Below are 18,466 nucleotides of genomic sequence, written 5' to 3' on the forward strand. Positions count from 1 at the left end.
TTCCTGTGGCGGTGCGATGCCAGGGCCAAGACGGTACGGGGGTAGCGTCGATGTCGGAGCCGGCCGGTCTCGAACTCGCGGCGGTCACCAAGCGGTACGGGCGGACCGTGGCGGTCGACGCGGTCTCGCTGCGGGTCCCGGCCGGCACCTATTGCTGTCTGCTCGGCCCGAGCGGCTGCGGCAAGACCTCGACCCTGCGGATGGTCGCCGGCCACGAGGAGGTCAGCGACGGCGACATCCTGCTCGGCGGCGAGGTGGTCAACGACCTGCCGCCGGCGCGCCGCGGCACCGCGATGATGTTCCAGAGCTACGCGCTGTTTCCGCACCTGTCCTGCCTCGACAACGTGGCGTTCAGCCTGAAGATGCGCGGGGTCGGCAAGGCCGACGGCCGGCGGCGCGCCCACGAGATGCTGCAGCTGGTCGAGATGGACGGCTATGCCGACCGGCTGCCGGCCCAGCTGTCGGGCGGCCAGCAGCAGCGGGTGGCGCTGGCCCGCGCCCTTATCACCGACCCGAGGATCCTGCTGCTGGACGAGCCGCTGTCGGCGCTCGACCCGTTCCTGCGGGTGCGCATGCGAGCCGAGCTGCGGCGGTTCCAGAAGGAACTCGGGATCAGCTTCCTGCACGTCACCCACTCCCAGGAGGAGGCGATGGCGCTGGCCGACCTGATCGTGGTGATGAGCGGCGGCCGGATCGAGCAGGTCGGCGCCCCGCGCGAGGTGTTCAACCGGCCGTCCAGCCTGTTCGTGGCCCGCTTCATCGGCGGCCACAACGTGATCGACGACGGCGCCACGGCGGTCGCGGTCCGCAACGACCTGGTGCGCCTGGTCGATGGCGGCGCCGGGGTGGATGGCGAGGTCCGGCGCGAGGGCCGGGTCTCGGGGATCGAGTTCCAGGGCAGCACGGTGCGCGTGACGGTCGCGGCCGGCGCGGACCTGGAGCTGACGGTGGATGTGGCGGAACGTGCGTTCTTCGACAATCCGGTCGGGATCGGCGACCCGGTGGTCGCAGCCTGGAAGCCGGAGGATGCGCACGCGCTCACGGGAGGAAGGGCCTGAACAGGGACAGGGAAAACGAGCTTCCGGCGAGGAGAGCGACAATGGCGAGCACGAAGAACACGAAGCCCGGTGGCATCAGCCGCCGGCGGGTCCTGAAGGGTGCGGCGGCGGCCGGCGGCCTGGCGGTCGGCAGCGGTGCGATCACGGGGTTCCCGGCGATCATCGCGTCGGAGCCGGTGACGCTCCGCTACATGGGGACGGCGGTCAACCAGCACGCCGGGATCAAGGAGAAGGTGAAGGCCGACCTCGGGATCGACATCGAGTACATCCCGGTCACCTCGGACGACGTGGTGAAGCGGGCGGTCACCCAGCCGAACAGCTTCGACATCCTGGATTCCGAATACTGGATGCTGAAGAACATCGTGCCGACCGGCAACCTGCAGGGCCTGGACACCACGAAGATCAAGGAGTCCGGCAACATCACCACGGTGTTCACGGTCGGCGAGGTCGGCGGCAAGAAGATCGGCGACCAGGGCACCGCGCCGAAGAAGGTCAGCTTCCTGCCGGCCAAGGACGGCAAGACCTTCGTCGAGGAGCCGACCCAGTGGATGACGCTGATCCCGACGGTCTACAACGCCGACACCCTCGGCATCCGGCCGGACCTGATCAAGCGCCCGATCGAGAGCTGGAGCGAGTTGCTGAACCCGGAGTTCAAGGGCAAGGCCTCGATCCTGAACATCCCGTCGATCGGCATCATGGACGCCGCGATGGTCGTGGAATCCATGGGCGAGTACAGGTATCCCGACAAGGGCAACATGACCAAGGAGGAGATCGACCTGACCCTCAAGGTCATGACCGAGGCCAAGAAGGCCGGCCAGTTCCGGGCGTTCTGGAAGGAGTTTAACGAGAGCGTCAACCTGATGGCGTCCGGCGAGACGGTGATCCAGTCGATGTGGTCGCCGGCGGTCACCAAGGTGCGTTCGATGGGCGTGCCCTGCACCTACCAGCCGCTGAAGGAGGGCTATCGCGCCTGGGCCGGCGGGCTCGGCCTGCCGAAGACGCTGTCGGGCAAGAAGCTCGACGCCGCCTACGACTTCATCAACTGGTTCCTGTCCGGCTGGGCCGGCGCGTTCCTGAACCGCCAGGGCTACTACTCGGCGGTGCTGACGACCGCGCAGGCCAACATGGAGCCCTACGAGTGGGACTTCTGGATGCTCGGCAAGCCGGCGGCGAAGGACATCATGGCGCCCGACGGCACCCTGCTCGAGAAGGCCGGCACGGTGCGCGACGGCGGCTCCTTCGAGGCCCGCATGGGCGCGGTCGCCTGCTGGAACGCGGTGATGGACGAGAACCGCTACATGGTCCGCAAGTGGAACGAGTTCATCGCGGCCTGACGACACGGGGCGGGGAGGCGGCGGTGCCGGCTCCCCGTCGCCCATGCCCGTCGCCCATGCCCGTCGCTTCGTGGGTTCCGGCTCCGTCCCGCCCGTGGCGGTTCGGTCCGGAATGACGAACATTAAGAGTCGTCATTCCGGACGGACGCGCCGCCCTCGGCGCGGTCGAGCCGGAACCCACGCAGCGACGGGCAGCAAGCATCTCGACCTGGGACGACCATGAACGCCTTCGGCAAGACCTCGACCCCCTACTGGCAGGCGCTGCCGTTCGCGCTGGTGTTCCTGCTGTTCTTCGTGCTGCCGCTGGCGCTGATCCTGATGGTCAGCTTCTGGGACTACAACGGCTACCAGATCATCCCGGCGTTCACGGCGCAGAACTACGTCGAGGTGTTCGAGGGCTGCCTGGCCGACCTGCCGGACCTGTGCCTGACCTTCGCCACCTATCTCAGCACCCTGAAATTCTGCCTGACGGTGTGGGCGATCACCCTGGTCCTGGGCTTCACGGTCGCCTACTTCCTGGCGTTCCACGTGCAGACCCTGACCATGCAGGTCGTGCTGTTCCTGCTGTGCACGGTGCCGTTCTGGACCTCCAACGTGATCCGCATGATCTCGTGGATCCCGCTGCTCGGGCGCAACGGCCTGGTGAACGACGCGCTGCTGTCGACCGGGCTGGTGAGCGAGCGCCAGGACTGGCTGCTGTACTCGGACTTCTCGGTCGTGCTGGCCTTCGTGCACCTCTACACGCTGTTCATGATCGTTCCGATCTTCAACTCGATGATGCGGATCGACCGGGCGCTGCTGGAGGCCGCGCGCGACGCCGGCGCGTCCGGCTGGCAGACCGTCTGGAACGTGGTGGTGCCGCTGTGCAAGCCGGGCATCGCCATCGGCTCGATCTTCGTGATCACCATCGTCATGGGCGACTTCGTCACCATCGGCGTGATGGGCGGCCAGCAGATCGCCTCGATCGGCAAGATCATCCAGGTCGAGATGTCCTACCTGCAGTTCCCGGCCGCCGCCGCCAACGCCGTGGTGCTGCTGGCGATCGTGCTGCTGATCATCTGGGGCCTGACCCGGATGGTCGACATCCGCAAGGAGCTGTGAGGTGGACGGCCGGCCGCGCGGCGCCGCCTTCTGGGGCCTGGCCCTGGTGTTCACCCTGTTCGTGCTGTTCCTGTACGGCCCGACCTTCACGATCCTGCTGCTCAGCTTCCAGGGCCCCGACGGCGGCCTGACCTTTCCGATGAACGGGCTGTCGCTGCACTGGTTCGCCAAGCTGTACGAGGGCGTCGGCGTGGTCGACATCTGGGCGGCGTTCCGGCGATCGATCCGACTCGGGCTGGTGGTGATGGGCCTGACCGTGGCGCTTTCGGTGGCGGCCGGCCTGGCGTTCCGAAATCGGTTCAAGGGCTCCGGCCTGCTGTTCTTCGTGACCGTCGCCAGCCTGATCGTGCCGTCGATCTGCGTCAGCCTCGGCATCGGGCTCGAATTCCGGCTGCTCGACGACCAGGTCAATGCGCTCGGCGGCGACTGGCCGTGGCTGGTCGACGGCTTCACCACCACCATGGGGCTGTTCAGCTCCGGCCTCGGCGCTCACCTGACCTGGACCCTGCCGTTCGGCCTGCTGATCATGTTCGCGGTGTTCAACCGCTTCGACCGCGCCTACGAGGAGGCGGCGCGCGACCTCGGCGCCTCGCCCTGGCAGACCTTCCGCTTCGTGGTGCTGCCGATCATCGCACCCAGCCTGATCGGCGTGGCGCTGTTCGGCTTCACCCTGTCCTACGACGAGCTGGCGCGGTCGTCGCAGGCGATCGGCGACGTCAACACCCTGCCGCTGGAACTGCAGGGCCTGACCACCACGGTGACGACCCCGGAGATCTACGCGCTCGGCACGGTCACCACGGCGGTGTCGTTCGTGGTGATCGGCTCGGCCCTGGCGCTGATCCTGTGGGCGCGGCGCCGGCAGGAGCGCAAGGGGTCGGATGCCGGGCAGGGGATGGTGTAAGGGCTACTGTTCGCCGGCCCGTCGCGGCGTGGGTCCCGGATCCGTCTCGCTTGAAGCGATCCGGTCCGGGATGACGAACAAGGAGGGTGTCGCTTTACCCTTTCGTCATTCCGGAGAGGCCGCGGTAGCGGACGGCTCCGGGACCCACGAAGCGACGGGCGCCGTTCCCGAAGGAGACCCCCCGTGAAGATCGTCGTCGTGAACCCCAATACCACCGCCGCCATGACCGAGGGCATCGGCCGGGCCGCCCGGGCGGTCGTGGCCGCTGGCACCGAGATCGTGGCGGTGAACCCGGCCGATGGGCCGGCCAGCATCGAGGGCTGGTACGACGAGGTGTTCTCGGTGCCCGGGCTGCTGGCCGAGATCGCGGCACACCCGGAGGCCGACGGCTATGTGGTCGCCTGCTTCGACGATCCCGGCCTGGATGCCGCGCGGTCGGTCACCGACCGGCCGGTGATCGGCATCGGCGAGGCCGGCTACCACGTCGCCTCCCTGGTGTCCGGCCGGTTCGGGGTGATCACCACGCTCGCCCGCTCGATCGGCGCGCTCGAGACCAACCTGTTGAAATACGGCCTGGACCGCCGCTGCTGCGGGGTGCGGGCAGTCGACCTGCCGGTGCTGGCCCTGCACGACGACCCGGAACTCACCCGGGCCCGTCTCGGCGCCGGGATCGAGGCCGCCAAGGCCGAGGACCGGGCCGAGGCGATCGTGCTCGGCTGCGCCGGCATGGCCGAACTGGCGGCCGACCTGACGGCGGCGCACGGGCTGCCGGTGATCGACGGGGTGGCGGCCGCAGTCAAGCTGATCGAGGGACTGGTAGGGCTCGGGGTGCGCAACAGTCGGATCGGCGGGTATGCGCCACCGCTCGCCAAGCCATATGCTGGCGCTTTCGCCCGGTTTGCGCCGAAGGGAGGATGACCGTGAATCCCGATTACCCCCGCGACATGATCGGCTACGGCCGGACGCCGCCGCAGGCCGCCTGGCCGGACGGTGCCCGCGTGGCCCTGCAGTTCGTGATCAACTACGAGGAGGGCGGCGAGAACACCATCCTCGACGGCGACCCGGCCTCGGAGGCGTTCCTGTCGGAGATCGTCGGCGCCCAGCCGCTGGTCGGCAAGCGCAACGTCAACATGGAATCGATCTACGAATACGGCTCGCGCGCCGGGTTCTGGCGGCTGTGGCGGGCGTTCACCCAGCGCGGCCTGCCGGTAACCGTCTACGGGGTGACGGCGGCGCTGGTCCGCAACCCCGAGGCGGTCGCCGCCATGAAGGAGGCCGATTGGGAGATCGCCAGCCACGCGCTGCGCTGGATCGACTACCAGGACATGCCGGAGGACGAGGAACGCCGGCAGCTGCAGGAGGCGATCCGCCTGCACACGCAAGCGACCGGCAGCCGGCCGCTCGGCTGGTACACCGGCCGGGTCAGCCCGCAGACCCGCCGGCTGGTGATGGAGGAGGGCGGCTTCCTCTACGACTCCGACAGCTATGCCGACGACCTGCCGTACTGGCTGCAGGGCCCGAACGGGCCGCACCTGGTGATCCCCTATACCCTGGACGCCAACGACATGCGGTTCGCCACCGCCCAGGGCTTCAACAGCGGCGACCAGTTCTTCGCCTATCTGCGCGACAGCCTGGACGTGCTGCGGGCCGAGGGGGAGGAGACGCCGAAGATGATGAATGTCGGCCTGCACTGCCGGCTGGTCGGGCGTCCGGGGCGCGCCGCGGCGCTGATGCGGTTCCTGGACTATGCCGCCGGCTTCGGCGACGTGTGGATCTGCCGGCGCATCGACATCGCCCGCCACTGGCACGCCCATCACAGGCCGACGTCATGAGCGGCGCCGTGGAGATCCGGGCGATGACCGCCGAAGAGGTCGGCATCGCGGTCGACTGGGCGGCGGCCGAGGGCTGGAACCCGGGCCTGGACGACGCCCGCTGCTTCATGGCGGAGGACCCGGAAGGGTTCCGGATGGCCTTCGTCGACGGCGAGCCGGCGGCCAGCATCTCGGTGGTCAACTACGGCCCGGAATTCGGCTTCCTCGGCTTCTACATCTGCCGGCCCGGGATGCGCGGCCGCGGCATCGGCTACCGGCTGTGGCAGGCCGGCATGGCCCATCACGGCGACCGTGTGGTCGGCCTGGACGGCGTGGTCGACCAGCAGGACAACTACCGCAAGTCCGGCTTCGAGCTGGTGTACCGCAACATCCGCCACACCGGCGTGCCGGCGGTCGAGGCGCCGGTAGACCCTCGGCTGGTGCCGATCGGGCCGGACCTGGTCGACGCGGTGATCGCCTACGACCGGCCGTTCTTCCCGGCCCCGCGCCAGGCCTTCATGCGCTGCTGGCTGGCCGACGGGAGCCGCCAGGGCTGGGCGCTGGTCGAGGACGGCCGGGTGACCGGCTACGGGGTGATCCGCCGGTGCCGGTCGGGAGCGAAGATCGGCCCGCTGTTCGCCGACGACGCGGCCGGCGCCGAGCTGCTGTTCCGGCGGCTATCGGCGTCGATGCCGGGGGAGGTGTCGCTGGACACGCCGGAGCCGAATGCCGCGGCGGTGGCGCTGGCGGAGCGCTACGGCCTGCAGCCGGTGTTCGAGACCGCCCGGATGTACCGCGGCCCGGCCCCCGACCTGCCGCTGCTGCGGCTGTTCGGGGTGACGACCTTCGAGCTGGGGTGAGGTTTCGCTAGGCTCGTTCGCGCCGCGGTGGGACCGGAGGGCGACTGACGAGCTTGTCGAGCCCCGTCAGCCGGACGGGCGGGCGCCCTGGAAAGGAGACGACGAAATGCACGTCTCCTCCCATCGCCTCGATGAAGCTGCGCAGGGTGGATATCCGCAGGTCGCTGCGCCGCTCGAGCCGGGAGACTCCGTCCTGGGACATGCGGAGCTGGGTGGCGAGCTGCTCCTGGGTCAGATCCATCGCCTTGCGCAGATCGCGAAGCGTCATTTCCTTGGCAATCAGGTCGGCGGCCCGGTTCTCGACTGCCACCCGATCCTCGGTCGAGAGCTCCGCCATCAGGTCGTCGAGTGTGGTCGGCATCGTCATTCCTCGCGCTCGTGCTGCTGGTTCAGGTGGCGGTCGAGCCGGCGGTCCGCGGTGGCGACCAGCCGTCGATAGAACCGGCTTCCCGAAGCGCCCGACTTGTCCCCAGCCGCCAACAGAACTGCGATCCTGCGGGGGTCGAATGCGAAGGCAACCCGCCAGATTCCGTCGTCGGCCCTGAACCGAAGCTCCTTCATGTTGGCATGGCGTGACCCGGCCAGCGTGTCCACCGCGGATCTCCCGAGCCCGGGACCGAACCGCGCCAGCCTGCGCGCCTGGGCCAGAAGCTCGAGCCGGACCGGCTTCGGCAGTCGCTGGAATTCCGGCACGAACTCGTCGACCAGTTCGACAAGCCATGAGCGTTCAGAATATGTTCTTTATGGCATATGTGGTCAATGACATTATTTGGTCTCGACGCTTGTGTCGGCTATGGGACGCACGGAGCGGTTCCTCGCCCCTCGACGCGCTCGCCGATGCGCGACAGGATGCGGCGAGTTCAACAAGAGTCCCCGCCATGCCCGACACCCGCCCGTCCGACGCCTTCGTCTCTCCGGTCGCCGCCGCGGTCGACGCCCGCTGGGATGCCGAGATTGCGTTCCTGCGCGCGCTGGTGCGTCAGCCCTCCGACAACCCGCCGGGCGACTGCGCGGCGCATGCCGAGGTGGCGGCCGGGCTGCTGGAAGGGCTCGGCCTCACGGTCGAGCGCCACTGGGTCCCGGACGACGTGGTGCGGACCGTTGGCATGGTCTCCTGCACCAACCTGGTCGTGCGGAAATCCTTCGGCGACGGCCCCACCGTCGCCCTGAACGCCCATGGCGACGTGGTGCCGCCGGGCGACGGCTGGACCCACGACCCCTATGGCGGCGAGGTGGTCGACGGCGTCATGTACGGCCGCGGCGTGGCGGTCTCGAAATCCGACTTCGCGACCTACGCCTTCGCGCTGCTGGCGCTGGAGCCGGTCGCCGAGAAGCTCTCCGGCACCGTCGAGCTGCATTTCACCTATGACGAGGAGACCGGTGGCGGCATCGGCCCGGCCTGGATCCTGGGGCAGGGAATCAGCAGGCCCGACCTGGCGATCAGCGCCGGCTTCAGCCATGCCATCGTCACCGCCCACAACGGCGTGGTGCACCTGGCGGTGACGCTGCGCGGCCGCTCGGCCCATGCCGCCAAGCCGGACGAGGGCGCCGACGCCATCGAGGCCATGGCCGCCGTGCTGCAGGCGCTCTACGTCGAGCGCCGGGCCTATCCGGAGCGGGTGTCGGCGATCCCCGGCATCGGCCACCCGAACCTGACCGTCGGGCTGATCGAGGGCGGCATCAACACCAACGTGGTGCCCGACCGCTGCACCATCCGCCTGGACCGGCGGATGACCCCGGAGGAGGACCCGGCGGCGGTCGAGGCGCGGCTGCGGACGGTGATCGCGGGTGCGGTCGCCGGCCATGCCGGGATAGCGGTCGAGATCGAACGGGTGCTTCTGGCCTCGCCGCTGCGCCGGCTGGACGGTGCCGAGAAGCTGATCGACCCGGTGCGCCGGCACGCCCGGCGGCTGCTGGGCGAGGAGGTCCCGGTCGAGGGCGTGCCGCTGTACACCGACGCCCGTCTCTACGCCGAGGCCGGGGTGCCGACCATCGGCTACGGCGCCGGCCCCCGGACCTTCCTGGACGCCAACGGCCACCGCGCCGACGAGAAACTGGTGCTCAACGACCTGCGGGTCGCCACCGAGGTGGTGGCGCTGGCGGTCGCCGAGGTGCTGGCCCGGCCCTGATCCGGGCCGGTCGGATCGACCGAAGCCGGAGGAGCGTCTAGGCGGAGGGGCGGCGACGGCGGATCCACAGCTCGACTCCGACCGCCAGGCCCGCCGCCGCGGGCAGAATCAGACGGTCGGGCGTGTCCAGGGACAGCGCGGTCATCCCGGCCACCAGCGACCAGAGGACGGGAACGGCCAGCAGGTACAGGCGAACCGGACCCGCGCTCAACATCAGCAGGCCGAGGGTGAGCATGACCGTCGGGTCCGGAGCGGTGCTGGCGAAGGGTATGCGCGGCCAGTCGTGACCTGTGAGCACGGCCAGTATCGGGTAACCGACGACCGCTACCGTGGCCAGACCGAGGCCGGTCCAGCCCCCCACGTCCGGCCGAAACCGAAGCGGCTGCCACCGGCTGGTCGCTCCGGCCCACGCCAGCAGCAAGGCCTGCAGGACGAAGAACGCGCCGTACACCGGCGCCATGAAATCGATCGCGGCGACCTGGCGGACGTGGAACACAATCCCGACCCAGCCCCATGCGACGGCGAGTAGCGCAGCGACCAAATGGTCCCCGCCGCGAACCGGCCGCAGCGAGTGCGCGACGGCGGCGGCGGCCAGAGCCGCACCAAGCAGCGGCACCGGCCAGATCGCAAGGTTGTAGAGGCCGATCAACGCATCGAGCGCTTCGGCGGAGAACGGCAGGACCGGGCCCACCTACAGGCTCTCGACGTAGTCGACCATGCGCCGGCGCATCGCGGCGTCCGGCAGCGGCCCGCGCAGGGCGCCCATGTTCTGCCGCATGTGGTCGACCCGGGACGTCGCCGGAATCGCGCAGGTCACGGCCGGGTGCGAGATCACGAATTTCAGGAAGAACTGCGCCCAGTTGGCGCAACCGATCTCGCCGGCCCAGCCGGGCAGCGGGTGCCGCGCGAACATGTGGAACAGCTGCTTCTGCCGGAACGGCCGGTTGACGATCACGCCGAGCCCGCGCTCGGCGGCCAGCGGCAGCAGCCGCTTCTCGGCCTCGCGGTCGACGATGTTGTAGGTGAATTGCACTAGGTCGACCGGCTGCGCGCGCATGATGCGCTCCATCTCCTCGTGCCGGCCGCCATGCGAGGTGGTGATGCCGATCAGCCGGATCCGGCCGGCCGCCTTGTCGGCGGCCAGGGTCGCCATGTGACCTTCCCAGTTCAGCAGGTTGTGGATCTGCATGGCGTCGAACCGCTCGACGCCCCACAGCCGGCGGGATTCCGCCATCTGCTCCGGCCCGTTGCTCTGCCACCAGGTCCACACCTTGGTCGCCGAGAACAGCGGCACGTCGGCCGGCAGGCGGGCCAGGCAGTGCCCGACCACCGCCTCGGCGGTGCCGTACATCGGCGAGGAGTCGACCATCCGGCCGCCCAGCTCGAAGAACGTCCGCAGCACCTCCAGGCGGCTGTCCCGCAGTTCCCGGTCGTCGCCGACGTTGAAGGTGATCCAGGTGCCCATGCCGATCGCCGGGACGCGCTCCCCGGTCGCCGGGATCGGCCGGGTGATCGGCGCGGCCTCGGCCGCGGCGGAGGTCCATGGGGCCAGCCCGGCCGCGATCAGGCCGGACAGGACGGAGCGTCGGTCGGGGCTAGAGGTCATCTCCTCGATATGGCGCGCCGGGACCGCCGGGCCAAGTCCCGTCAGGACAGGCCGGTCACCGGCAGCAGGGCGCCATGCACCGCACGGGCGTCGTCGGAGGCCAGGAACGCGATGACCGCGGCCAGCGCGTCCGGCGACACCCAGTGCGAAGGGTCGGCCTTCGGCATGGCGGCGCGGTTCTGCGGGGTGTCGAGGATGGTCGGCAGCACGCAGTTCACATTGATGCCGCGGCCGCGCAGTTCGGCGGCTGCGCTTTCGGTCACCCGCATGACCGATGCCTTCGACGCGCAGTAGGCACCCATGCCGGCGACGCCCTTGAGGGCGGCGTGGGCCCCGACCGTGACGATCTTGCCGGAGCCGCGGGCGATCATCGCCGGGGTCACGGCGGCCAGCAGCGGCAGCAGGGTGCCGAGGTTGAGCCGGTGCATGCGCTCCCAGACCGCCGCGTCGGTCTCGTGCACCGCCGGCCCCATGTCGAAGCCGCCGGCCAGCGCCACCGCCACGTCGACGGCACCGAGCTTGCCGGCGGCGTCGGCGATCGCCGACTGCACCGCGGCCGCGTCCAGCAGGTCGACGGCGATTCCCAGGTGGTCGCCCGGCAGTTCGCTGCCCAGCTTGGCGGCGCGCTCGGCGTCGACGTCGATCAGCAGCAGCCGGGCGCCCTCCCGGGCGAACCGGGCCGCCACCGCGCGCCCGAGATTGCCGGCCGCCCCGGTCACCGCCACGGTCCTGTTCGCGAAACGTGTCATGTCGTCCTCCGGTCGGGATCGGCTGGTCGGCTGGTCATGCCATCATGGTTCCGGCGGGACGGGGCGTCGAGGCATCCGTCGCGCCATGGGTTCCGGCTCGACCGCGCCGGGGTGGCGCGCCCGTCCGGAATGACGACGAACGGGGCGGCGCATTCCTCTCTCCTGACGTCATTCCGGACCGGACCGCCGGCGGCGGGTCGGAGCCGGAACCCACCCGCCGCGCTGCCGCTCAGCCCCGTCGTGGCCGCAGCACCACCAGGAACACCGCCATGCCGACGCAGACCAGGGCGGTGTAGTCCACCAGGTGCGGATGCACGCCGAAGATCAGCTCGTTCGAGAACACCCCGATCACCGGCACCATCAGGGTGCCGACCGTCGAGGCTACCACCGGCAGCATCTGCACCACCTTGAAGTAGGCCCAGTAGCAGATGATGCCGGTGATCAGCATGTTGTAGGCGAGCGACATCAGCGGCCAGAAGCTCACCTCGCCGACGTTCCGCCAGTCCCAGGCGACCGCCACGACGGCGATCGGCACCACCCCGATCAGGTGCTGCCAGGCGACCGCCACGGTGATCGGCATGGTCAGCCGGGCATGCTTGATCGCCACGGTGCCCGCACCCCAGGAGACGGCGGCGCCGAGCACGAACAGCGGCCCGGCCAGCGAGCCGGTCAGCGAGGCGGCATCGACCGAGAACAGCAGCACCATGCCGAACAGCCCGACCGCCAAGCCGGCGACCGCGCGGCCGCTGAGCCGCTCCTTCAGGACGACGGTGCCGATCACCGTGGCCCACAGCGGCATGGTGTAGGCGATGATACCGGCGCGCCCGGCGTCCATCAGGGTGATGCCGTAGGCCACCAGCACGTTGAACAGGGTGATGTTCAGGATCCCGCCCAGGATCACCACCCGCCATTCGCCGGACGGAACCTTCAGCGAGTACCCGGCGATCGCCGAGATCAGGAACAGCCCGGCGCAGGACACGACGCTGGCGCCGGCCCGGAACACCCAGGGCGGGATCTCGGACAGCCCGACCTTCATGATCGGCCAGTTGAACCCCCACAGCACCGCGATCATCGCCAGCAGGGCGACGGCGAGCACCGGGGTGCCGCCCCGGTCGGTCTCGGCCGCTGCGGTGGGTTGGGACAAGGATCGTCTCCGTTCCGGCGTGAGGGCCGCGCTCAGCGGGCCGTGGAGGTCGGCTGCAGGTCCTGGTCGAGCGGATAGATCGGCCGCCGCACATGCTTGAAGTCGAGCATCGAGTAGTCGGAGGTGCAGACCCCGACCCCGGCGCAGTCGACGATCTGCCTGGCGATCGGCTTGAAGCCCGCGCGCCAGTGGATCCGGCTCTTCAGCATCAGGTAGCGCTTGGCGGTCGGGTCGATGCCCAGGCTCTGGAAGCAGGCGTAGTCGTTCGGCTCCTGCTGGGTCGAGACCACCACGATCTCGACCTTGCCGGTGTCCAGCACAGCCGTCGGCCCCATGTCGTTCAGCACGCCGCGGCTCATCGGGCCGATGTTGCGGAACCGGCCGTCGGACAGCAGCCGGACCCGGCCGGTGACGGTCAGCGGCTCGCCCTTGCGGCCGATCGACGGCATGTCGGTCCGGCCGCCGAGCGGCAGGGTCACGGTGGCGCCGACCCCGGCCTTCGCCATGGCCTGCACCGCGTCGGGATCGCAGACCGCGAAGGCGGCGACGTTGTCGAGACCGGCCTCCAGGATGCCCTTCAGCACCGTCATGCTGTCCATCGACCCGCCCGACGCGGCGTTGTCGTAATGGTCCAGCAGCACGATCGGGCCGTCCGTCATCGCGCCGGCGCGCGCCAGCGACCGTTCCAGCGGCTCGATCTCGTAGACGAAGGCCTCGCGGCTCTTCCAGGCGAGGTCGAGGATCTCCCGGCACAGCGCGTCGGCCCTGGCCTGGTCGCCGTCGGTAACCACCACCGCGCTGGAGCCGGCCAGTTCGATGTCGGCATGCGGGAAGCCGGTGAAGAAGGTCGCGCACAGGGCGTCGCCGTCGGCCTCCATCTTGGCGCACAGCGCCTGGATCTCGCGGTTCGGGAAGTCGTCGGTGCCCTGGCGCATGACATGCGGCAGCATCGGCCGGTTGCCCCACGCGACGGCCGGACGGGCCTTGCCGTTCAGCATGGCGAAGATCGGTTTGGCGGCCCGCATGCCGGTCTCGTAGACGTCGACATGCGGGTAGGTCTGGTAGCCGGCCAGGACGTCGACATTCTCGACGATCGCCGGGTACAGGTTGGTGTGCATGTCGAGGGCGAGGCCGATCGGGGTGTCCGGCGCCAGCGCGCGCACCCGCGCCAGCAGCGCGCCTTCGCCGTCCTCCAGGCTCTCCGTGACCATGGCGCCGTGCAGGTGCAGCAGGATCGCGTCGCAGCCCTCGGCCACGGCGGCGCAGATCCGGTCCGTCATGTAGGTGTAGGCGGCGTCCTCGACCGGTCCGCTCGGCCAGGCGCTGGCGGCCAACGGCACCACCATCTCGGCGCCGGCGGCCTCGCACAGCTCGATAAAGGCGCCGAGCGCGGTACCGGTGTTCCGGAACGCGTCGATCGCGGCCTGCCCCTCGAGCGGGACCGGCTCGGCGTTGCCGCGCGAGAACCGGGCGAGCGGCGTCGGCACCGTCGAAAAGGTGTTGGTCTCGTGCTGCATCATGGCGAGGACGATGCGCATGGGCGGATCCTCCGGGGCTGGTCGGGGCGGGATGGGGCCTTGGGTGGGAGGCCGAGCATAGGCCCGCTTGCCGGCCGCCGTCACGTACCGCGGTTCAGCCGCCCCGGATCGGGTTGTGGACCAGGCTGGCGTTGTAGTAGCGGACGTCGTCGGTGACCTCGGCGCCGACCCAGTCCGGCAGGTCGACGGGGTGCTCGGTGCTCGGCAGCTCGACCTCGGCGATCACCAGGCCGGCGTTGTCGCCGGCGAACACGTCGATCTCCCAGACCAGACCGCCGAACGGCACCGGATAGCGCTGTTTCTCGATCAGCGCACCCTGCCGGAGCTTCAGCAGCTCCTCGGCCTCGGCGACGGCGATCCGGGTCTCCACCTCCAGCCGGGACATCCCGGCCTCGGCGCTCTTGACCGTCAGGAAGGCGACGTCGTCACCCTTGATGCGCACCCGGACCGACACCCGGTCGGTCTGCGCCAGGTAGGCCTGGCGGATCGGGATCGGCAGACCGGCAAGAGCCGTCCATCCCGTACCGGTGACCAGGAACTTTCGCTCGATTTCGGCAGTCATGGTCGCGCTCTTCAGCGGCGGCGGATGGCTGCCCCCTGATACCCCAGTCGTCGGCCGGCGTCATCTGCCGTTGCCGTGAGCCGAACGGTTCCGGTCGGGAAATGGTGCACCGCGACACGAGGGGTGGCCATCATGGGAATCCGCCTTAGAATAGTATCGAGACGTAAGCCTCCTCGGGTGCCCGGCCGTGCCGACCGCGCCACGCCGATGCCCGACGGAGCCCCCCATCATCGCGCAAGCGGAGACAGCGACATGGTGAAGTTCGCAATCGGTCAGGGCGTGCATCGCGTGGAGGACAACCGGCTGCTGACCGGCGCCGGCCGCTACACCGACGACATCGAGGTCGACGGTGCGGCCCGGTCCGCGATCCTTCGGTCCCCCGTTGCGCATGCCGTGATCAGGAGCGTCGACGTCGAGGTCGCCCGCGCCGCGCCGGGCGTCATCGCGGTCTATACCGGCGCCGACGTCGCGGCGGACGGCCTCGGCGACCTGCCCTGCGTGCCGCCGGCCAACAACAAGGACGGCAGCCCGCGCGCCGACACCCCGCGGCCGATCCTGGCCAAGACCAAGGTCCGCCACGTCGGCGACCCGATCGCCTTCGTGATCGCCGAGACCCAGGTGCAGGCACGCGACGCCGCCGAGCTGATCGAGGTCGAGTTCGACGAGCTGGAGGCGACCGTCGACACCGAGGGCGCGGTGGCCGACGGCGCACCGCAGCTCTACGACCACATCCCGAACAACCTGGCCTTCGACTGGCAGGACGGCGACGAGGCGGCGGTCGACGCCGCCTTCGCCAAGGCCCACAGGACGGTCAAGGTGCGGGTCGTGAACAACCGGATCGTCGTCAACTCGATGGAGGTCCGTCCGGTGGTCGCCGAGTACGACCCGGCGACCGACCGATCGACCCTGTGGTCGTCGACCCAGGGCCCGCACGTGTTCCAGGCCATGCTGGCGAAGGCGGTGCTGAAGATCGACCCGGCCAAGCTGCGGTGCCGCACCTCCGACGTCGGCGGCGGCTTCGGCATGAAGATCTTCCTGTATCCCGAGCAGGCGCTGTGCACCTGGGCCTCGCGCAAGCTGAAGCGGGCAGTGAAGTACCTGCCGGAGCGCTCGGACGCGTTCGTGAGCGACGTCCAGGGCCGCGACAACGTCTCCTACGCCGAGGCCGCAGTCGACGCCGACGGCGTCATCCAGGCGCTGCGGGTGACCACATACGCCGCCCTCGGCGGCTATCTCAGCCACTTCGGCTCGTTCATTCCGACCGCCGCCGGCACCCACATGCTGTCCGGCGTCTACAAGATCCCGCACATCTATGTGAACGTGAAGGGCGTGCTGAACAACACCACGCCGACCGACGCCTACCGCGGCGCCGGCCGGCCGGAGGCCGCCTACCTGATCGAGCGGGTGATCGACTCGGTCGGATATGAGCTCGGGCTGAGCCCGGACGAGGTGCGGCGACGCAACTTCATCCCGCCCGAGGCGATGCCCTACACCACGCCGCTCGGCAACGTGTACGACACCGGCGAGTTCCAGACCCTCATGGAGGAGGCGATGGAGCGCGGCGACTGGGCCGGCTTCGAGGCGCGCCGCGAGGCGGCCAGGAAGCGCGGCATGCTGCGCGGCATCGGCATGGGCTACTACATCGAGAAATGCGGCGGCGGCAATCCGGAGACCGCCGATGTCCGCTTTGCCGACGACGGCCGGGTCGAGATCCGCATCGGCACCCAGTCGAACGGCCAGGGCCACGAGACCGCCTACGCGCAGATCCTGTCCGATACCATCGGCATCGACGGCAACAAGGTCAGGGTCATCCAGGGCGACACCGACAACACCCCGCCGGGCATGACCGGCGGTTCGCGCTCGGTTCCGGTCGGCGGCGCGGCGGTGCTGCTGGCCGGCCGGCAGATCGTCGAGAAGGCCAGGAAGATCGCCGCCAACGTCATGGAGGCGGCCGCCGCCGACATCGAGTTCGGCGACGGCGTCTTCACGGTCGCCGGCACCGACAAGCGCATGACCATCGAGGAGGTGGCCAAGGCCTCGAAGGAGCCGGCGAACCTGGACGACGGCATGAAGCCGGGGCTGGACGAGATCCACGAGCGGGTGCCGGAGGCCGCGACCTACCCGAACGGCTGCCATGTCTGCGAGATCGAGGTCGATCCGGACACCGGCGAGATGTCGATCGAGCGCTACACCATCGTCGACGACTTCGGGGACACCATCAATCCGGCCTTGCTGGCCGGCCAGGTGCATGGCGGCATCGTCCAGGGCTTCGGCCAGGCGATCCAGGAGCACACGGTGTACGAGGACGGCTCCGGCCAGCTCGTGACCGGGTCGTTCATGGACTACACCCTGCCGCGGGCCAGCGACGTGCCGATGTTCGACTTCAACGTCCACAACGTGCGCTGCACCACCAACCCGCTCGGCATCAAGGGCTCGGGCGAGGCCGGGGCGATCGGCGCGCCGCCGGCGCTGATCTCGGCCCTGGTCGACGCCCTGCGCCCGAGCACCGGCCTGACCCATATCGACATGCCGGCGACCCCGCTGTCGATCTGGCAGGCCCTGCAGGCGGCCAAGGCCGGCAAGGCGGCGTAGAGGCGGGGTCCCGGCTCCGCCCCTCGGTCGAGTCGGGGGGCGGTCCGGGATAAGCGTGCTGCCGGGCCTCTCCGCCTCGTGATCCGGCCGCGGGCTTGACCCCCCCACCGGCCGGGATATGGTCGCTGCCGTCCTTCCGGGCGCGCCGTCCGAGCGCGCCCTCGCTGTTCACGGCGCGCGCCGCCGCCATCCAAGAGACGAGGGGATAGCCCGATGATCGAACTCTACACCTGGAAGACTTCGAACGGCCGCAAGGCCTCGATCATGCTCGAGGAGCTCGGGCTGCCCTACAACGTCCACCCGATCAACATCGGACAGGACGACCAGTTCACCCCGGAATACATCGCGATCAACCCGAACTCGAAGATCCCGGCGTTGGTCGATCCCGACGGCCCGGGGGGCAAGCCCTACACGCTGTTCGAGTCCGGCGCGATGCTGATGTACCTGGCCGAGAAGACCGGCAAGCTGATGCCGCAGGAGATGGGTGCCCGCTACCAGGTCATCCAGTGGCTGATGTTCCAGATGGGCGGCCTTGGCCCAATGCAGGGCCAAGCCGGGTGGTGGAACCGGCAGGAAGAAAATACGCCCAAGGCGATCTAGCGGTAAGTCAACGAGACCCTGCGGATTTTCGAAGTTATTCAGTCTCGGCTTTCTGACAACCCCTATCTCGCGGGCGACTACTCAATCGCCGACATTGCCTGCTTCGGTTGGGTCCGGGTGTTCGAGTTTTCAGGCGTCTCGATCGAGGGCCTGCCCCACCTCAATCGTTGGATGGAGACCATCGCGGCGCGCCCGGCGGTTCAACGCGGCCTCGCCATTCCGACCGACGAACAAAAGAAAGTCGGTGCGCCGTGGGCGGCAAAGATCGCCGAATAGCCGCCACGCCCAGGACCATCAGGACCATGCAGAGAAGAAAGCCATGACTGAAACCACAGACAAAAAGATCGCCGCCGTCACCGGCGCCAATCGCGGCATCGGGTTTGAGATTTGCCGGCAACTCGCCCGGGACCACGGCTTCCATGTCGTGATGGCTGGGCGCGATGCAGCCAAGGTCGATGCCGCCGTGGGCGATCTGCGCGGC

Annotated in this window: 20 protein-coding genes; 12 read left to right on the plus strand and 8 right to left on the minus strand. The window is 69.5% G+C overall.

Annotated elements, in window-relative coordinates:
* The first annotated feature begins 50 nt into the window (after nucleotides 1-50).
* The 7 genes from RIC31_RS04025 to RIC31_RS04055 all read left to right on the plus strand — a co-directional run bounded on the left by RIC31_RS04025 (nucleotide 51) and on the right by RIC31_RS04055 (nucleotide 7,065).
* Complete coding sequence (locus RIC31_RS04025) at nucleotides 51-1,058, plus strand: ABC transporter ATP-binding protein (RefSeq protein ID WP_350103297.1); 1,008 nt, start codon at nucleotides 51-53, stop codon at nucleotides 1,056-1,058.
* Between the two features lie 41 nt (nucleotides 1,059-1,099).
* The gene (locus RIC31_RS04030; protein ID WP_350103298.1) at nucleotides 1,100-2,392 is read left to right on the plus strand and encodes an ABC transporter substrate-binding protein; all 1,293 of its coding nucleotides are present in this window, start codon (nucleotides 1,100-1,102) and stop codon (nucleotides 2,390-2,392) included.
* A gap of 219 nt (nucleotides 2,393-2,611) precedes the next feature.
* The gene (locus RIC31_RS04035) at nucleotides 2,612-3,493 is read left to right on the plus strand and encodes an ABC transporter permease (protein WP_350103301.1); all 882 of its coding nucleotides are present in this window, start codon (nucleotides 2,612-2,614) and stop codon (nucleotides 3,491-3,493) included.
* Between the two features lies 1 nt (nucleotide 3,494).
* Complete coding sequence (locus RIC31_RS04040) at nucleotides 3,495-4,394, plus strand: ABC transporter permease (RefSeq protein WP_350103302.1); 900 nt, start codon at nucleotides 3,495-3,497, stop codon at nucleotides 4,392-4,394.
* Nucleotides 4,395-4,577: 183 nt separating this feature from the next.
* Nucleotides 4,578-5,312 carry an aspartate/glutamate racemase family protein gene (locus RIC31_RS04045; protein ID WP_350103303.1) on the plus strand — a complete coding sequence of 245 codons (735 nt, stop codon included), beginning with the start codon at nucleotides 4,578-4,580 and terminating at the stop codon, nucleotides 5,310-5,312.
* Nucleotides 5,309-6,226, plus strand: coding sequence for an allantoinase PuuE (gene puuE / locus RIC31_RS04050; protein ID WP_350103304.1), 918 nt, complete (start codon nucleotides 5,309-5,311; stop codon nucleotides 6,224-6,226). Before RIC31_RS04045 ends, puuE begins: the two co-directional genes overlap by 4 nt.
* On the plus strand, nucleotides 6,223-7,065 hold the full coding sequence (locus RIC31_RS04055) for a GNAT family N-acetyltransferase (RefSeq protein ID WP_350103306.1): 843 nt from the start codon (nucleotides 6,223-6,225) through the stop codon (nucleotides 7,063-7,065). The genes puuE and RIC31_RS04055 overlap by 4 nt, the downstream gene beginning before the upstream one ends.
* Before the next feature lie 7 nt (nucleotides 7,066-7,072).
* Here the strand turns inward: RIC31_RS04055 and RIC31_RS04060 are convergent, their stop codons facing one another.
* Together RIC31_RS04060 and RIC31_RS04065 are read right to left on the minus strand one after the other, a co-directional pair.
* Complete coding sequence (locus RIC31_RS04060; protein ID WP_350103307.1) at nucleotides 7,073-7,432, minus strand: helix-turn-helix domain-containing protein; 360 nt, start codon at nucleotides 7,430-7,432, stop codon at nucleotides 7,073-7,075.
* Complete coding sequence (locus RIC31_RS04065; RefSeq protein WP_350103308.1) at nucleotides 7,429-7,758, minus strand: type II toxin-antitoxin system RelE/ParE family toxin; 330 nt, start codon at nucleotides 7,756-7,758, stop codon at nucleotides 7,429-7,431. Before RIC31_RS04065 ends, RIC31_RS04060 begins: the two co-directional genes overlap by 4 nt.
* 185 nt (nucleotides 7,759-7,943) lie before the next feature.
* Between RIC31_RS04065 and RIC31_RS04070 the strand changes: the two genes are divergently transcribed.
* Complete coding sequence (locus RIC31_RS04070) at nucleotides 7,944-9,194, plus strand: M20/M25/M40 family metallo-hydrolase (RefSeq protein ID WP_350103310.1); 1,251 nt, start codon at nucleotides 7,944-7,946, stop codon at nucleotides 9,192-9,194.
* A gap of 37 nt (nucleotides 9,195-9,231) precedes the next feature.
* On the opposite strand, the gene RIC31_RS04075 is transcribed toward RIC31_RS04070, so the two are convergent.
* The 6 genes from RIC31_RS04075 to RIC31_RS04100 form a co-directional block, all read right to left on the minus strand.
* On the minus strand, nucleotides 9,232-9,885 hold the full coding sequence (locus tag RIC31_RS04075; protein ID WP_350103312.1) for a DUF6064 family protein: 654 nt from the start codon (nucleotides 9,883-9,885) through the stop codon (nucleotides 9,232-9,234).
* A complete protein-coding gene (locus tag RIC31_RS04080) occupies nucleotides 9,886-10,800 on the minus strand; it encodes an aldo/keto reductase (protein ID WP_350103313.1) in 915 nt (304 codons plus the stop codon).
* A gap of 41 nt (nucleotides 10,801-10,841) precedes the next feature.
* Entirely contained in the window at nucleotides 10,842-11,549 is a 708-nt protein-coding gene (locus RIC31_RS04085) for an SDR family NAD(P)-dependent oxidoreductase (RefSeq protein WP_350103315.1), read from the minus strand.
* Between the two features lie 229 nt (nucleotides 11,550-11,778).
* Entirely contained in the window at nucleotides 11,779-12,693 is a 915-nt protein-coding gene (locus RIC31_RS04090; RefSeq protein WP_350103318.1) for a DMT family transporter, read from the minus strand.
* A gap of 32 nt (nucleotides 12,694-12,725) precedes the next feature.
* Nucleotides 12,726-14,231, minus strand: coding sequence for a M81 family metallopeptidase (locus RIC31_RS04095; protein ID WP_350103319.1), 1,506 nt, complete (start codon nucleotides 14,229-14,231; stop codon nucleotides 12,726-12,728).
* A 94-nt stretch (nucleotides 14,232-14,325) separates the two neighbouring features.
* Complete coding sequence (locus tag RIC31_RS04100) at nucleotides 14,326-14,793, minus strand: CYTH domain-containing protein (protein ID WP_350103321.1); 468 nt, start codon at nucleotides 14,791-14,793, stop codon at nucleotides 14,326-14,328.
* Nucleotides 14,794-15,045: 252 nt separating this feature from the next.
* On the opposite strand from RIC31_RS04100, the gene RIC31_RS04105 reads away from it, so the two are divergent.
* The 4 genes from RIC31_RS04105 to RIC31_RS04120 all read left to right on the plus strand — a co-directional run.
* On the plus strand, nucleotides 15,046-17,385 hold the full coding sequence (locus RIC31_RS04105) for a xanthine dehydrogenase family protein molybdopterin-binding subunit (protein ID WP_350103322.1): 2,340 nt from the start codon (nucleotides 15,046-15,048) through the stop codon (nucleotides 17,383-17,385).
* A 213-nt stretch (nucleotides 17,386-17,598) separates the two neighbouring features.
* Complete coding sequence (locus RIC31_RS04110; protein WP_350103323.1) at nucleotides 17,599-17,985, plus strand: glutathione S-transferase family protein; 387 nt, start codon at nucleotides 17,599-17,601, stop codon at nucleotides 17,983-17,985.
* Nucleotides 17,986-18,009: 24 nt separating this feature from the next.
* Nucleotides 18,010-18,261, plus strand: a complete 252-nt coding sequence (locus RIC31_RS04115) for a glutathione binding-like protein (protein WP_350103334.1) — start codon at nucleotides 18,010-18,012, stop codon at nucleotides 18,259-18,261.
* Between the two features lie 43 nt (nucleotides 18,262-18,304).
* Nucleotides 18,305-18,466: SDR family NAD(P)-dependent oxidoreductase (locus tag RIC31_RS04120; RefSeq protein ID WP_350103335.1), on the plus strand; the 162-nt coding region annotated here is incomplete at its 3' end.

This window comes from Thalassobaculum sp. (assembly GCF_040219615.1).
Classification (GTDB): domain Bacteria; phylum Pseudomonadota; class Alphaproteobacteria; order Thalassobaculales; family Thalassobaculaceae; genus Thalassobaculum_A.